A 15,898-nucleotide genomic window follows, 5' to 3' on the forward strand; every position below is an offset into this window, starting at 1 on the left:
CCGGCGAGCTGCTCGGCGTGCTCGTCGAGGGGGACGCGCCAGTCGACGCCCACGACGTCGGCCCCCGCCTCGCCGAGCACGCCGAGCAGCTCGCCGGTGCCCACGCCGAAGTGGATGCGGGGCACGTCGGCGACGCTCTCGAAGATGCGCCTGGTGTGCGGGAGGATGAACTCGCGGTAGTCGGCGGGCGCCACCGCGCCGACCCAGGAGTCGAAGAGCTGCACGGCCGAGGCCCCGGCGTCGATCTGGATGCGCAGGTGCCGGGCCACGATGTCGGCCAGGCGTGCCATGAGGCGGTGCCACAGCTCGGGCGCGCCGTACATCATGGCCTTGGTGCGGTCGTGGTTCTTGGACGGCCCGCCTTCGATCAGGTAGGAGCCGAGCGTGAACGGCGCGCCGGCGAAGCCGATCAGCGGGGTGCCGCCCAGCTCGCCGGTGAGCGCCCGGATCGCCTCGGTGACGTAGGAGACGTCGTCGGGCTCCAGCGGGCGCAGCGCGTCGAGGCCGCGGGCGTCGCGGATCGGCTCGGCCACGACCGGGCCGACGCCCGGCTTGATGTCGAGGTCGATGCCGAGGGCCTTGAGCGGCACCACGATGTCACTGAAGAAGATGGCCGCGTCGACGCCGTAGCGGCGGACCGGCTGCATGGTGATCTCGACGATCAGGTCGGGGGTCGCGCACGCGGTGAGCATCGGCACGCCCTCGCGGACCTTGAGGTACTCCGGCAGCGACCGGCCGGCCTGCCGCATGTACCAGACGGGCGTGTGCGGGACGGGCCGGCGACGGCAGGCACGCAGGAACGGCGAGTCGGCGAGGTTCACCTCTCCAGGGTCCCATGTACGGGGAGTGGTCGCCGACACGGGCGCGAGGTGTCGGAAAAAGATGCATTGGACACCCCAAATCATGATCAGATAGTCAGATGAAGGTTTACCGGTCTGCTCGGCATCGGCATCGCACACGGGTCGAACACACCCCATGTCCGGCCAGAGAGCCGGTCTCGACTGGGCCAAATGTTCGCCAAGCCACCGCGCGGCATCGATTCAGCGACCACTTTCGGGACACGCCGAGCGCGTTGCGGGGAATTGTCAGCGGCTCGTGCCAACGTCGGAGCCACGACCCGAAGAAAGGCCCCGGTTCGATGACTCGTGCGATGACCGCGTTGTGGAGTTCCCCAGAGCGCCGCAGTGAGCGCTGCCCGTCCTGCGCCGGGGAACGGCCGTTCGAGCAGCCACCGTGCCCCGACGGGCACGAGCCGGGCCGGTGCCCCGAGTGGGCCTGCGTCGAGTGCGGCCACGCCGTCGCGTTCGGCGCCGCCACAACCGACGCCACAGCGTCCGATGCCACAGCGTCTGATGCCACCGCGCCCGGCGTCGCGGCGTTCGACGCCGGCGCGATCGGGCACGCCGAGACCACCCGCCCGGCACGCCAGCTTGTTACGGCAGCGGCTTGATCACGAAGGATGAGCACCCCCGTGGTCCCCTTCCGCCCGTCTTCGACCTACGCTTCGGCTATGACACTCGGTGACCAGCCACCGCCGCCGCCCGCCGCCTTCGCGCGAGCCGCGGAGAGCCTGCGGCTGACCGAGGTCAGGCCGGAGATCGAGCTGGAGGATCTGCCCGCGCCGCAGCGGCTGGCCCCCTACTCGGCCGCCATCGGCGCGTCGGTCTACCGCGACGACGACGAGCTCGCGGTCGGCCGGCTGATCCTGCTCTACGATCCCGAGGGCCAGCGCGGCTGGGAGGGCCCGTTCCGGCTGGTGGCCTACGTCCGGGCCGACATGGAGCCGGAGATCACCTCCGACCCGCTGCTCGGGCCCGTCGCGTGGAGCTGGCTGACCGAGGCTCTCGAGGCGCATCAGGCCGACTACTCCGCCGCTGGCGGTACCGTGACAAGGGCCGTGTCCGAGGGCTTCGGCAACAAGGCCGACGACCCGGTCACGACCGAACTTGAGCTGCGGGCGTCGTGGTCACCCGCGCAGGAGGATATGTCCGGCCATGTCGCCGCCTGGTGCGACCTCATGTGCCTGGCGGCGGGTATCCCCCCGCTCCCGCCCGACGTGGCCGCCCTGCCCCGCCGCCGTGATGATCCGGAGAGTGACCGAACGAAGTGAGGGCACCAGTCAAGACAGCACCCGCGTCATGAGGCCGGTGAGCTCATGACAGAAGAACGCACCGTGGAGCCGCTGCTGGAGCCGCGCGAAGGCATCCCTCCCGTCGTCGCCGACGCCGCCGGGCTGGACCGGGTGGTGGAGCGCTTCGCCGCGGGCAGCGGTCCCGTCGCCGTGGACGCCGAGCGTGCCTCGGGCTACCGCTACGGCAACCGCGCCTACCTCGTGCAGCTTCGCCGCGCCGGGGCCGGCAGCGCGCTGATCGATCCGATCGGCTGCCCCGACCTGTCGGCGCTCGACCGGGCCGTGGCCGATGCCGAGATCGTGCTGCACGCCGCCTCGCAGGACCTGCCGTGCCTGATGGAGGTGGGCTTCAAACCGCGCGAGATGTTCGACACCGAACTGGCCGGGCGGCTGCTCGGCTACGAGCGGGTCGGGCTCGGCACGATGGTCGAGACCGTCCTCGGCCTGCGGCTGGAGAAGGGGCATTCGGCGGCCGACTGGTCCACCAGGCCCCTGCCGGAAGACTGGCTGCGCTACGCCGCGCTCGACGTGGAGGTGCTGGTCGAACTGCGCGACGCGCTGCACCAGGAGCTGACCGACACGGGCAAGCTGGAGTGGGCGCGCGAGGAGTTCGCGGCCGTGCTCGGCACCCCGCCGCCCGCGCCGCGCTCCGACCCGTGGCGGCGTACGTCCGGCATCCACAAGGTGCGCAACGTGCGCGCGCTGGCGATCGTGCGCGAGTTGTGGACCATGCGCGACCGCATCGCCCGCGAGGCCGACCTCGCGCCGGGCCGGGTGCTGCCGGACGCGGCGATCGTGACCGCCGCGCTGGAAGGGCCACGTACCAAAAAGGCATTGACCGAAATTTCGGCATTCACCGGGCGGAGCGCGCGCCGGCACATGAGCGACTGGCTCGCCGCCGTGGCCAGGGCCAGAAGCCTGCCCGACAACCAGCTTCCCCAGCCGAGCACGCCGGGCGACGGCCCGCCGCCGCCCAACCGCTGGGCCGACCGCGACCCCGCCGCCGCCAAACGCCTGGCCGCGGCCCGTGCCGTGGTTTCCGCGCTGGCCGACGAGCACCACATGCCGACGGAGAACCTGCTGCAGCCCGATGCCGTACGCAGGCTCACCTGGGAGCCGCCCGCCGAGATCACCGACGAGAGCGTGACGGTCAGGCTGCGCGGGCTCGGCGCGCGCGAATGGCAGCTCTCGCTGTGCGCCCGTCCCATCTCCACGGCCCTGGCCAGGCTGGAGACACCGGGCGAGCTCTAAGCTCGTCGTACGGGCGACCTGGCCCTAGGTCGAGGCCCACCTGAGGTTCGCGCTACTTGACGCCTTCGGTGGCCCGGCCGTACGGTTCGGGAAAGCGCTTTCCGCATGTTGTGCCTGAAGGGATCCTCATGAGCGTGCGCACCATCGGCGTCGTGATGAACGGCGTCACCGGACGGATGGGCTACCGGCAGCACCTGCTCCGCTCCGTCCTGGCCATCAACGAGCAGGGCGGTGTGACGCTCTCCGACGGCTCCAGGGTGAAGCTCAAGCCCGTTCTGGTCGGCCGTAACGCCGACAAGCTTTCAGATATCGCAACAAAGCACGGCATTGCGGATTTCACCACGGACCTCGACGCGGTCCTCGCCGACGACGACAACCTGATCTACTTCGACGCCCAGGTCACCAGCGCCCGGGTGAAGGCCGTGCTGAAGGCCATCGAGGCCGGCAAGCACATCTACGCCGAGAAACCCACGGCCGAGTCGACGCAGGAGGCGATCGCGCTGGCCGAGGCCGCCACGGCCAAGGGCGTCAAGAACGGCGTCGTGCAGGACAAACTGTTCCTGCCGGGCCTGCTCAAGCTGAAGCGGCTGATCGACGGCGGCTTCTTCGGCCGCATCCTGTCGGTGCGCGGCGAGTTCGGCTACTGGGTGTTCGAGGGCGACTGGCAGGAGGCCCAGCGCCCCTCGTGGAACTACCGGGCCGAGGACGGCGGCGGCATCGTGCTCGACATGTTCCCGCACTGGCACTACGTGATGGAGAACCTGTTCGGCCGGGTCAGGTCGGTCTACGCCCAGGCCGTGACGCACGTGCCGGCCCGGGTCGACGAACAGGGCAAGCGCTACCAGGCCACCGCCGACGACGCCGCGTACGGGATCTTCGAGCTGGAGGGCGGCGTCGTCGCCCAGATCAACTCCTCCTGGACCGTCCGCGTGAACCGGGACGAGCTGGTCGAGTTCCAGGTGGACGGCACGCACGGCAGCGCCGTCGCGGGCCTGCGCAACTGCCGCGTCCAGCACCGTTCGGCCACCCCCAAGCCCGTCTGGAACCCCGACCTGCCCGCCACCGCGCGCTTCCGCGACGGCTGGCAGGAGGTGCCGGACAACGCCGAGTTCGACAACGGCTTCAAGATCCAGTGGGAGGCGTTCGTCCGGCACGTGGTGGAGGACACGCCCTTCCCGAACGACTTCGCCTCGGGCGCCCGCGGCGTGCAACTCGCCGAGCTGGGCCTGCGCTCGTCCGCCGAGGGCCGCCGGATCGAGGTGCCGGAGCTGTGAGGATCGATCTTCCCGGGTTCGGCTCGTACCCGCTGCGCGCGCCGGTGACCTGGCCGGTCGACGGCCGGCCGGCGACCAGCCGCGTCGTGTACGCCGCCGCGCACGTCGTGGCCGACCCGCTCGGCGACAACACACCCGGCTCCCCCGCCGCCGTGGACTGGGACGCCACGCTGCGCTTCCGCCGCCACCTGTGGTCGCTCGGCCTGCGCGTCGCCGACGCCATGGACACCGCGCAGCGCAACATGGGCCTGGACTGGGCCGCGACCAAGGAGCTGGTCCGGCGGGTCGCCGCCGAGGCCCGCTCGTACGGCGACCCCGCCACGCTGGTGTCCTGCGGCGCGGGCACCGACCAGGCGCCGCAGGCGGACGACCTGGACGCGATCACCGCCGCCTACACCGAGCAGATCGAGACCGTGCAGTCCGCGGGCGCGGGCGTGATCGTCATGGCCTCCCGGCAGCTCGCCCGGGTCGCCACGGGGCCGAAGGACTACCACCAGGTCTACGGCAAGCTGTTCGGCGTGGCCGAGCGTCCGGTGATCCTGCACTGGCTGGGCGAGATGTTCGATCCGAACCTGGCCGGCTACTGGGGCTCGCGCGACGTGGCGGCGGCCACCGACTCGTTCCTGGAGCTCGTCCACGCGCACGCCGCGTCGGTGGACGGCGTGAAGGTGTCGCTGCTGGACGAGCAGCACGAGGTCGGCCTGCGTGCCGCGCTGCCCGAGGGCGTCCGGTTGTACACCGGTGACGACTTCAACTACCCGTCGCTGATCAGGTCGGGCTCGCACGCGCTGCTGGGCATCTTCGACGCCATCGCCCCGGCCGCGGCGGCGGCGCTCCAGGCGCTGGACGCGGCCGAGGCGGCCGGCACGGACGCGGACCGGGAGCGGCTGCTGGCCCGCTACGACGAGATCCTCGCCCCGACCGTCGCGCTGTCGCGCAAGATCTTCGAGACGCCGACGTACCACTACAAGACCGGCATCGTCTTCCTGGCCTGGCTGAACGGCCACCAGGACGCGTTCGCCATGGTGAACGGAGCCCAGTCGGCCCGCTCGCTGCCGCACCTGGCGGAGGTGTTCCGCCTGGCCGACCAGGCGGGGCTGCTGGCCGATCAGGAGCTGGCCGTGCGCCGGATGAAGGCGCTGCTGGCGGTGAACGGGCTGTGAGTCTCTCCCTCAACCAGTGGACGACCAGGCAGTGGTCGCTGCCCGAGGCCGTGGACGGGTGCGCGCGGCACGGCCTGGAGGCGATCGGGCTGTGGCGGGAGAAGGTCGCCGAGAGCGGGCTGGCGCAGAGCGTCAAGCTGGTGCGGGCGGCCGGGCTGCGCGTCTCGTCGCTGTGCCGCGGCGGCTTCCTCACCGCGGGCGGGCTGCCGGGCGAGGAGGGCCGGACGGCCTTCGCGCGGGCCCTGGAGGACAACCGGCGCGCCATCGACGAGGCGGCCGAGCTGTCGGCGGCCTGCCTGGTGCTGGTGGTGGGCGGCCTGCCGGGGGTCAAGCCCGGCGAGCCGCTCCCGGCCGCCGGCTTCACCCGTGACCTGGCCGGGGCCCGCGAGCGGGTGGCCGAGGCGCTGGCCGAGCTGGCCCCGTACGCCGGGGAGCGGGGCGTCAAGCTGGCACTGGAGCCGCTGCACCCGATCTACTGCCCGGACCGCGCGGTGCTGTCCACGCTGGGCCAGGCGCTGGAGCTGAGCCTGCCCTACCCGGAGGAGCAGGTCGGCGTGATCGTGGACACCTTCCACGTGTGGTGGGACCCGCGCCTGTTCGAGGACGTCGCGCGGGCGGGCAGCCGGATCGCCGGCTACCAGGTGTGCGACTACCTGCACCCGCTGCCCGAGGACGTGCTGCTCGGGCGGGGCATGATGGGCGACGGCGTGATCGACTTCCCGCCGATCACGGCGGCGGTGCGGGCCGCCGGGTACACCGGGGACGTCGAGGTGGAGATCTTCAACGCCGACGTCTGGGCCGCCGACCCCGACGAGGTCGTGGCCACGATGAAGGCCCGCTACGAGCAGGTCGTCCTCGCCTGACGGGCCGGGGCGGCGGCGTGTCAGGCGAGCCGCCGCCACGGCGGTGTCACTCCGGCTTGTCCCAGACCAGCAGGTAGCGGCGCAGGAGCAGGCGGCCGAACCGGCTGCCGGGCAGCGTGCGGCGGGCCAGCCGGGCCGTCTCCGCCCAGGACAGGACGGGGTCCATGGCGGGCACGCCCTTGCCGGGGCCGCTCTTGGGGCCGTGGCGCAGGCGCAGCGCGCGGGAGGCGACCTGGCCCGCGCCGCTGACGAGCCAGTCGAGGAGCGAGCGGTTGCGCGCCAGGCCGATCACCACGAGCCGCCCGCCCGGCGCCAGCAGCCGGGTGAGGGCCGCGACGGCCTCGGTGAAGTCGGCGTGGTGGAGGACGGCGACGGCGCTGACGAAGTCGTACTTGCCCTCGGGGAGCAGGCCGCGCGGGTCGTCGAGGTAGTCGGCCGTGACGAACTCGACGTTGTCCAGGCCGCCGTGCCGCTCGCAGGCCATGGCGATGGCCTCGGGGGCGCGGTCGGCGGCCGTCACCTGGGTGGCGCGGGCGGCCAGTTTGCTGGCCAGGAGCCCGTCGCCGCACCCCAGGTCGAGCGCCCGCTGACAGCCCGCGGGCATGAGCTTCATGACCAGGCTGTGGTAGTGGACGTTGTGGTTCCAGTAGGGCACGGACACGTGATCACGGTAGCGCCGGGGCTCCGGTGATGCCGGACTTCCTGATGATTTGTCATGATATTCACGGTTTCGACAGGTGCCGCGCGGCACGGTTCAGGCCGGTTCCGGCAGCGGGGTTCGGGGCGGTTCCGACGTGCCCGGCGACGAGGCTCAGGCCGGTTCCACCGTGCCCGCGGCGCCGTTCACCGTGACCTGCTGGCCGTTGGTGATGCGGTGGGTGGCGTCGGGCACGCCGACGACGGCCGGGATGCCGTACTCCCTGGCCACCACCGCGCCGTGCGACATCGCGCCGCCCATCTCCATCACCAGCCCGCCCGCCGTCAGGAACAGCGGCGTCCAGCCCGGGTCCGTGGAGGGGCAGACGAGGATCTCGCCCGGCTCCAGGTAGGCGCCGGTCGGGTCGAGCACCACCCTGGCCACGCCGGTGACCGTGCCGGGCGAGGCGGGCGTGCCCGTGATCGCGCCGGCCCGGGTGCCGGGGTCCGACAGGGCCTCGGGCTCGGTGCCGTCGGACAGCAGCACCCGGGGCACGTGCCTGCGCCGGCGCTCCCGCTCGTACGTGGCCCGCCGGTCGGCCACCAGGTCGCGCAGGTCGCGCCCGTCCAGCGCCGCCCTGGCCTCCCGCAGGTCCAGGAAGAACACGTCGCCGGCCGAGTCCAGCGCGCCCAGGCCCACCAGGTGCTCCCCCACCACGAGCAGGCTGCCGCGGATCGCCGCGAGGGCCTTGACCGCGTAGTACTTGGGCAGTTCGCGCAGCCCGGCGTACTGGCGGGTGCGCCGCAGCGCGAACCGCACCACGGGGGCCCGCCACCACCCCTTGCGCCGGGCCCGGGCCGTCACCCGGGCGGCGGCCCGGCTCGCCTCGCCGGCTCCCCGGGAGAACAGCTCCGAGGGGGAGGTGCCGCCGTCCAGGCGCAGGTAGTTGGCCAGCACGCCGAGGATGTGGGCGGGTTCCTCCGACCATCTCGGCACCCCGAGGTCGATCTCGGCGACGCCGCGGTGACCGTACTTGGCGAGGAACGCGGTGATCTCGCGCTGGGCGGCGGCCGGGAGCCGTCCGCGCTGATAGCGCTCGACCAGTTCGGGCACCGTCAGCTCCCGGAACGGCTCCGGCTCGATGCGGGTGCTCAGGTGCCACAACTCCAGGTCCATCTCGGTGGTCGGGTTGTGCGGCAGGCCGCGCAGGACGTCGCTCATCTCGGCCACGGGCACCCCCGACAACTTCGAGGCGAGCGCGAAGAGGCCGTAACCGGTGAGCACGATCGGCATGATCGAGACGATCAGCGGGAAGGTGCCGGTGAGCACGCGTTCGGCGTGGTCCAGACGTTGTTCGGGGGTCGCCGTGCCGGGCACCTGGAGCGCGCGCTCCAGCGCCCCGCCGAGCCTGACCGTGTAGCCGACGGACCTGCCGGGGCTGGTGAGCGCGGTCAGCACCCGGTGCGGCGCGCGCAGGTTCCGGACGAAGCGCCCCGCGCCGCGCAGGAAGGGCCGCGCCGACGTGTGCGGCGGGGCCAGGCGCGGGTCCTCGAAGACGCGTTCCATGACGCCCACCGCGCGGGCCTCGCCCATGGTCAGCGCGCGCGGCAGGATGGCCCGGCCCGGACGGCTGCGCACGGCGGCCGTGAGATCCACCCAGAGCCGCTCCCCCGAGATCGCGAGGAAGCCCGCGCCGTCGAGCGGGTCGGCGGGGCCGTACCCGGCGAGCTTCGCGCCACCCGCGCTGATCAGCCGGAACGCCGACAGCCCCATCGGCGTGAGCGGCCCCATGACGCCCTGCACGACGTTGACGGAGAAGTAGACGCGCAGGCCGGCCCGGCCGGTCTCGGGCAGCGGGTAGAGGGTGGTGATCGGCCTGGCCTGGGTGAGCCAGATCGTGCCGTCGTGGCCGACGGCCCACTCGATGTCCTGGGGCGCGCCGTAGTGGTCCTCGACGCGGATGCCCAGGGCGGCCAGGCGGCGCACCTCGTCGTCGGTCAGGCAGAGGCCCTGCCCCGCGGTCTCGACGCGTTCGGTGCCGCCGCCGGGCAGAGGCCGCACGGCCAGCAGCTTGTCACCGGCGCGGCGTTCGAGGATCTCGCCGTCGAGGACGCGGAAGCGGTCGGGGTTCACGGCCCCGGAGACCACGGCCTCGCCCAGGCCGGGGGCGGCGTCGATGACGCTCTCGCGCCGCCGGCCCGTCACCGGGTCGGCGGTGAACAGCACGCCCGCCACCCGCGCGTCCACCATCGTCTGGACGACCACCGCGAGCCGCACGGCGGCGTGCTCGATGCCGTTGGACTCGCGGTAGGCCACGGCGCGGTCGGTCCAGAGGGAGGCCCAGCAGCGGCGGACGGCCCGCACCACCTCCTCGGCTCCCACCACGTTGAGGAAGGTGTCCTGCTGCCCGGCAAAGCTGGCGAACGGCAGGTCCTCGGCGGTGGCGGAGGAGCGCACGGCCACGGGCACGTCGTCGCCGAGCCCCTTGTACGCCGTGACGATCGCCTCGTGCACGGCGTCCGGCACGGTGGCCTGCAGCAGGTGCCTCCTGGCCCGTTCGGCCAGCCCGTCGCCGCCGGTCTCCAGGCCCTCGGCGACCTGGCGGTAGGCGTCGGTGGTGAGCACCCAGCCGGGTGGCACCGGCAGGCCGGCCCTGGTCAGCTCGCCGAGGTTGGCCGCCTTGCCGCCGACCTCGGCGAGCATGCCGGCGTCGATCTCGGAGAAGTCCAGGGCCGTCTTCATCGTGCGCTCTCCAGCCGTTCAGCGTTCGGTCATCCCAGTGTTCCGCTTTCCGGCGCAGAATTCAACACCTGATGAATCCGGTTCGTGCCGTCGAGGCCCCACCCGGGATCGACCGCCACGCCGAGCACGGCCAGGGCCGCCGGGCCGACGTCCACCAGCGCGGGAGCGCCGAGCGACCGGCCGCCGAGGTCCTCGCCCAGGATGTTCGCGATCACGAAGACCGTGCGCTCCTCGTCCGAGACGCCGCCGTGGCCGCCCTCGTCCACGTGGCCGTGGTCGGTCGTGACCAGCACCGTCCAGCGCTCGTCCGGGTAGGAGGGGCGCGCGCGGATCGCGTCGAGGAGGCGGCCCAGGTAGGCGTCCTGGGTCCGGAGGGCGGCGGCGTACTCCGGGCAGTGGGGGCCGAGGTCGTGGGCCACCTCGTCGGTGTCTCCGAGGTAGACGAACACCGCGTCCGGGTCCTGGGCGGTCAGGTGGCGCTCGGCGGCCTCGGCGACCCGGCGGTCACAGGCGGCCCAGCCGTCGGCGTACCCGTCGAGCACAAGACGGTGGTCGATCGCGGGGCCGAACGCGCCGTGCTCGGCGAGGGCGGCCCACGAGAAGAACGCCGAGGTGGTCAGGTCGGGACGGGCGCTCTTAGCCCGCGTCAAGAAGTCCGGAAATTTCAGGAACTGCTGTTGGGCGAAGCCGTTGTCCACGACACCGTGCTTGTCGGGCCAGACCCCGGTCGCGATCGACGACCAGCCGGGGCCGGAGTCGGTCCGCGACCTGATCACCCGGCCGCCGTCGCCGGGCTCGGGCGATTTGGGGACGATCTCGCCCGGTGACTCCGTGCGCGGCGTCCCGGCCTCGCCGTAGGGGAGCTTGCTGGTGCCGTACGCACCGGTGGACATCAGGCCGGCCAGGACGGGGGCGTCCAGGACGATCAGCCGGTCGAACCGCAGCCCGTCCATGCCGACGACGAGCACCTTGCTAGTAAAAGCGGACATCCACCCATCTAAGCGGCGAAAGCCTTCATGGGGTGAAGCGCCGTACCCATTCGGCCGCGCCGGGCAGGATCTCCTCGACCGGGGCCACCCCCGGATACCAGGTGCGCTCCCACTCCAGCGACACCCAGCCGTCGAACCCGGCCCCGCGCAGCAGTTCGCCCGCCTCGTCCAGCGGCACCGAGCCCGTCCACATCGGGACCGGTGTGGTGTCGCGCTCGGAGACCGCGTCCTTGACCTGCACGTAGTCGAGGTACGGGGCCAGCGCCGCCAGCGTGCGGCGCGGCGGCTCGCCGTGCCGCCAGGGGTGCAGCAGGTCCCAGAGCGCGCCGGTGGTCGCGGGGCAGGCCGCCTCGGCGAGCAGCGCGGCCACGGCTTCGCCGGTCGCCATCTCGTCGTGCGTCTCGACGAGCACGCGACGGCCGAGGTCGGCGGCCGGGCCGGCGACGGCCTTGAGTCGGCGGGCGCCGACGGCCGGGTCCCCGCCGCGCGGGAACACCCGCACGCCGGGGGCGCCGAGGTCGGCGGCGAGCCGCAGATCGGCGAGGAGCGTCTCGACGACCGGCTCGTCCGGGCCCGGCTCGCACACGCCCGCGTACCCGGCGAGCGCCGAGATCTCCAGGCCCGCCCGCTCGATCCGCTCCCGCACCGACCTGCGCCCCGCGGCGTCGAGACCCGCGTGCACACCGGTGTCGGGGTGCAGGCGCAGCTCCAGCCCCTGGCAGCCGTGCCCGGCCGCGATCTCGATCGCCCTGTCCAGCCCTTCGCCGGGCATCCCCAGCGTGCTGACCGCCAGCTTCACCCGATCCTCCGCACACTCTCCCGCAGCACGACCTCACCGGAGACCTTCTCGACCACGACCGGCTCCTCCTCGTTGAGCGCCAGCTCCAGCGCCCGTGCTCCCATGTCCTTCAGCGGCAGCCGCACCGTCGTCAGCGCGGGCACATGATCACGCAGCGTGACGATGTCGTCGAACCCCGCCACCGAGACGTCCTCGGGAACCCTGACCCCGCGCTCGCGGTAGGCCGCCAGCGCCCCGACCGCCATGACGTCGTTGACCGCGAACACGCAGGTGGCCTCGCCCACCTGCGACGCGGCGGCGTACCCGCCGTCGCGGTCGAACGGCCCGTGGATCACCTGCGGCGCGGGCAGCCCCAGCTCGTCGAGGGCCTCGGAGAAGCCGGCGCACCGGTCGGCCGCCGTCACCAGGTGCGGCGGGCCGGCCAGCACCGCGAACTTCGTGTGCCCCAGCTCCGCCAGCGACCTGGCCAGCTCCGCGGCGCCCTCCCGGTTGGCGGGCGCGACGGTGTCCACGCCGAGCAGGTCCTGGCCCACGCAGGCCGCCCGGCCGCCGCCCGCCTGGTAGCGGGCCAGCTCCTCGCGCAGACGGCCGGTGACGCGGGCGTCGGCGACGCGGGAGCCGACCAGCAGCACGGCGCGCACGCGCTGGGCGTGCAGCGTGGCCAGGTAGGCGATCTCCTGCTCCGGGTCGCGATGCGTGGTGCCCACCATGACCAGCAGGCCCTCGGTGGCCGCGGCCCGCATCGCCCCGTCGGCGAGGGCCGCGAAGTAGGGGTCGGTCAGGTCGTGCACGACGATGCCGATGACGTTGCTCGCCCCGCGGGCCAGCGTCTGGGCGGCGATGTTGGCCCGGTAGCCGAGCTCGTCCGCGGCCCGCTCGACGCGTGCTCTCAGGGCCGCGCCCACCTGGCGGGTGCTGCCGTTGAGCACCCGCGAGGCGGTCGCGAGGGAGACGCCCGCCTGCTTGGCGACGTCTTCAAGCGTGACCACGAGACCTCCAGGAAAGCGGTTTCCAAGTCTGCCAGACCGGCACCTGGATCCGCATCCTGCCACGCCCGCGGCTCGCGGGGACAGAAAGTCCCACTCGGAAGGGCAGGTGTCCCCTCCGTACGACCGGCGCGGGGCGGGAGCCGAGCCCCCGCCCGCGCCGTCTCACGCCCAGGGGAACAGGATGTCGAACAGGCCCCGACGCTCTTCCTGGGTCGGCGTCGGCGCGGGCGCCTGGGTCGTGGCCGGCGGCTGCTCGGACGTCGAGCCGCCGGTGTCGCCCGTGCTGCTCTGCTCCTCCTGCCGCTGCTTGTTGTTCGTCGAGGTCGAGCCGTCCGCGCCGGCGTCCTCGGACACGGAGTCGTCCGTGTCGTTCACCGTGTTCTCCGGCGCGCGGGTGGGCTTGCGCGTCGGCTCGGCGGTGCTCCTGTCACGCGTCGGCTCGGCCTCCGGCTCGCGCGTCGGACGGGTCTGCTGCCGGGTCGGAGCCGAGGTTGCGGACTCGGTCTCGGTCGGCTCGTCGGTGACCGAATCCGTGGGATCGCCGACGGGCTCCTCCTCGTCCTCGTCCAGCGGCGTGTCCTCCGTGGCGGCCTCATCGGACGGCGAGGTCACCTCGCCCGCGCTGGCGCACTGGGCGCCCGCGCAGGGGTCGTCGGAGGAGGTGCCGGTGAGCATCCAGCCGACGCCCACCCCGACCAGCACCACCGCGGCCGCCGCCACCAGCAGCACCCGGGTGCGGCGGCGCACCTCGCCCGCGCCGCCCGAGCGCCGGTCGTAGGAGTCGCCGGAGTCGTCGGTCCAGCCGGAGCCGAGGAAGCCGCGCTTGGGCCGGTCATCGTCGTGGTCGTCGCGGTCGTCATAGTCGTCGGCCCGGCCGTCCGCCCGGCTGTCGGCCCGGTTGTCGGCCCGGCTGTCCATGAGGTCGTCGGCGCGGTCGTCGTCGCGATCCCGCTCGTAGCCGCGGTCCAGCGGCAGGTAGGGGTTGTCGTCGTCCTGGTCCCGCACGCGGTGCGGGCCGCTGTCGCTGAGCTCGTCGTAGAGGGAGCCGGTCCGCTGGTCGCGCGACCCGCCCGACTCGTAGGAGCCGCCGACCCCGCCCAGCTCGTACGAGCCGCCGGCCCCGCCCGTCTCGTACGAGCCGCCGAGCGCGTCGCGCGAGCTGCCGAGCACGTCATGGGCGCCGCTGTGACCGCCGAGCACGTCGTGGGGGCCGCTCTGGCCGCCCAGGTCGTAGCCGCCGGAACCGCCGGAACCGCCGAGCACGTCGCGCGGGTCTCCCGACAGCAGGTCGCGCGGCGGGGCTGGGTCGTCGAGCACGTCGCGCGGGGTCTCGCCGATGCGCTGGGGCGTGCCCTGGCCGGGCGGGAGGATGTAGGTCTCGTTGCCGACGACCTGGATGGCGGGCTGCTCGTCAGTGTCGTCGGTGCTCCACCGCGGCGAGAGCACGTCGCCCGTCAACTCCGGGTTTAACGACTTACCCTGCCCGCCCTCGTAGGGCCTGTCGTTCTCGTCGCGTGCCACGGTGGAACCTCTCTTGTACGAATAGTAACCGCGCCCTTTCCTACCATTACTTGTCCGGATATTTCACTTGTTTCCCTAAAATCACGCTCAGTAACAATGGTCCCAGAGCGCTACCTCGGCATCACGCGGCGGCGTCACTGACCGGCGTCACTTGCAGGGATTGGTGGTGCTGTCGACGACCTTGCCCTTGAGCGCGTCGGGAATGGCCGACTGGACCCGCACGCCGGGCCAGTCCTTGCCGATGACGACCTGGAGGACCGGCCCCGTGGGCGCCTGGGCCGCCGGCGTCTTGGCGGTGTACGGCTGCGAGGTCAGCGCCTTGACCTTGCCCTGCACGGGCGTGCGCTTGTCCTTGGACAGCCGCGCGGCCACCGCGTCGCCGTAGGCGGGCCCCTGCTCGGCGTCCTTCCTGGCGTACCGGATGGTGGTGACGTCGGTGGTGGCGGCGTTGCCCACGTGGGTGACCACGAACCCCTGGCCGGCCAGCGCGTCGGCCACCTGTTGGGCCTTGCCCTGCTCGCCGGTGGCGTTGAGCACCTGAAGGCGCACCTGCTTGTTCTCGATCTTGGGCGCGCTGGACTTGCCCGGGGCGGGGCTGGCGGTGACCTCGATGTCCTGGCGCACGTTCTCGAAGAAGTCGCGTGCGGCCGGCTGGGCGAACTGCACCCTGGCCGTGTTCTCCGGGTACGGCTCGATGGGCACCGTGATGCCCTTGAGCTCCTTGGCGGTCAGCCCTCTGACGCTGTTGGCGACCTCCAGCATGCGGTCGAGGCCGAGCCCGTCGTCCACGGTGACCGACCGGGTGGCGGCCCGCAGGAAGGCGTCCAGCTTGCCGGGGTCGGTGAGCAGGCCGCCGTCGGTGATCTTCTTCATCACCTGGGTGAGGAAGATCTGCTGGCGCTCGATCCGGCCCAGGTCGCTGCCGTCGCCGAGGCTGTACCGGGTGCGCACGTAGCCCAGCGCCTGCTCGCCGTTGACGACGTGCTTGCCCGCGCCGAGCACGAACTTGGCCTCTTTGTCGTTGACGGCCTTGGGCAGGCAGATCTCGATGCCGCCGATCGCGTCGACGATGCCCTTGAAGCCGGTGAAGTCCACCTTCACGAAGTGGTCGATCCTGATGTTCGTCAGGGCCTCGAGGGTCTTGATCGTGCAGTTGATGCCGCCGTCGTTGAAGGCCGAGTTGATCTGACGCAGGCCGCCGGGCAGCACGGCCCCGTTCCCGCCCGCGCACTCGGGGATCTCGACCATGCTGTCGCGCGGGAAGCTGATCAGGGTGGCGTTGTCCCGGTTCGGGCCGATGTGCAGGAGCATGATCGTGTCGGTGCGCTCCCCCATGCCGACCGACTTGGCGCCGTACCGCTTGTTGTCCCCTTCGCGGGAGTCGGAGCCCACCAGCAGCACGTTGAGCGCGCCGGTGTCCGGCGGGCGGGAGGCGCCGGGATCGATGCGCTGGCGGGGGATGCTGCTGTCCAGGTAGCGGTAGTAGCCGTACACGCCGAGCGAGGCGGCCACCAGCACGAACGTCAGCGCGATGCTCAC

13 protein-coding genes are annotated in these 15,898 nt (G+C 72.7%); 5 read left to right on the forward strand and 8 right to left on the reverse strand.

Annotation, left to right across the window (positions count from 1 at the left end):
• The coding region (hemE, locus tag FAF44_RS32265) for a uroporphyrinogen decarboxylase (protein ID WP_237107097.1) at window positions 1-821 on the reverse strand (821 nt) is incomplete at its 3' end.
• Window positions 822-1,510: 689 nt separating this feature from the next.
• Here hemE and FAF44_RS32270 point away from each other — a divergent pair.
• From FAF44_RS32270 to FAF44_RS32290, 5 genes are all read left to right on the forward strand, one after another.
• On the forward strand, window positions 1,511-2,110 hold the full coding sequence (locus FAF44_RS32270) for a DUF3000 domain-containing protein (RefSeq protein WP_237107098.1): 600 nt from the start codon (window positions 1,511-1,513) through the stop codon (window positions 2,108-2,110).
• Window positions 2,111-2,155: 45 nt separating this feature from the next.
• Complete coding sequence (locus FAF44_RS32275; RefSeq protein WP_237107099.1) at window positions 2,156-3,382, forward strand: ribonuclease D; 1,227 nt, start codon at window positions 2,156-2,158, stop codon at window positions 3,380-3,382.
• 128 nt (window positions 3,383-3,510) lie between these two features.
• A complete protein-coding gene (locus tag FAF44_RS32280; RefSeq protein ID WP_237107100.1) occupies window positions 3,511-4,656 on the forward strand; it encodes a Gfo/Idh/MocA family protein in 1,146 nt (381 codons plus the stop codon).
• A 32-nt stretch (window positions 4,657-4,688) separates the two neighbouring features.
• A complete protein-coding gene (locus tag FAF44_RS32285) occupies window positions 4,689-5,819 on the forward strand; it encodes a dihydrodipicolinate synthase family protein (protein WP_237107122.1) in 1,131 nt (376 codons plus the stop codon).
• Window positions 5,816-6,682, forward strand: coding sequence for a sugar phosphate isomerase/epimerase (locus FAF44_RS32290; protein WP_237107101.1), 867 nt, complete (start codon window positions 5,816-5,818; stop codon window positions 6,680-6,682). Before FAF44_RS32285 ends, FAF44_RS32290 begins: the two co-directional genes overlap by 4 nt.
• 46 nt (window positions 6,683-6,728) lie before the next feature.
• Here the strand turns inward: FAF44_RS32290 and FAF44_RS32295 are convergent, their stop codons facing one another.
• From FAF44_RS32295 to FAF44_RS32325, 7 genes are all read right to left on the reverse strand, one after another.
• On the reverse strand, window positions 6,729-7,343 hold the full coding sequence (locus FAF44_RS32295) for a bifunctional 2-polyprenyl-6-hydroxyphenol methylase/3-demethylubiquinol 3-O-methyltransferase UbiG (protein ID WP_237107102.1): 615 nt from the start codon (window positions 7,341-7,343) through the stop codon (window positions 6,729-6,731).
• Window positions 7,344-7,493: 150 nt separating this feature from the next.
• Complete coding sequence (locus FAF44_RS32300; RefSeq protein ID WP_237107103.1) at window positions 7,494-10,061, reverse strand: PEP/pyruvate-binding domain-containing protein; 2,568 nt, start codon at window positions 10,059-10,061, stop codon at window positions 7,494-7,496.
• Window positions 10,062-10,090: 29 nt separating this feature from the next.
• Window positions 10,091-11,050, reverse strand: coding sequence for an alkaline phosphatase family protein (locus tag FAF44_RS32305; RefSeq protein ID WP_237107104.1), 960 nt, complete (start codon window positions 11,048-11,050; stop codon window positions 10,091-10,093).
• 25 nt (window positions 11,051-11,075) lie between these two features.
• Entirely contained in the window at window positions 11,076-11,849 is a 774-nt protein-coding gene (locus tag FAF44_RS32310) for a sugar phosphate isomerase/epimerase (protein ID WP_237107105.1), read from the reverse strand.
• Window positions 11,846-12,838, reverse strand: a complete 993-nt coding sequence (locus FAF44_RS32315; RefSeq protein ID WP_237107106.1) for a LacI family DNA-binding transcriptional regulator — start codon at window positions 12,836-12,838, stop codon at window positions 11,846-11,848. The genes FAF44_RS32310 and FAF44_RS32315 overlap by 4 nt, the downstream gene beginning before the upstream one ends.
• Window positions 12,839-13,000: 162 nt before the next feature.
• Window positions 13,001-14,359: a hypothetical protein gene (locus FAF44_RS32320; RefSeq protein WP_237107107.1), complete on the reverse strand. Its 1,359-nt coding sequence runs from the start codon at window positions 14,357-14,359 to the stop codon at window positions 13,001-13,003.
• A 147-nt stretch (window positions 14,360-14,506) separates the two neighbouring features.
• Entirely contained in the window at window positions 14,507-15,898 is a 1,392-nt protein-coding gene (locus FAF44_RS32325; protein WP_237107108.1) for an LCP family protein, read from the reverse strand.

The sequence above is a fragment of the Nonomuraea sp. MG754425 genome, from assembly GCF_021699195.1.
Taxonomy (GTDB): domain Bacteria; phylum Actinomycetota; class Actinomycetes; order Streptosporangiales; family Streptosporangiaceae; genus Nonomuraea.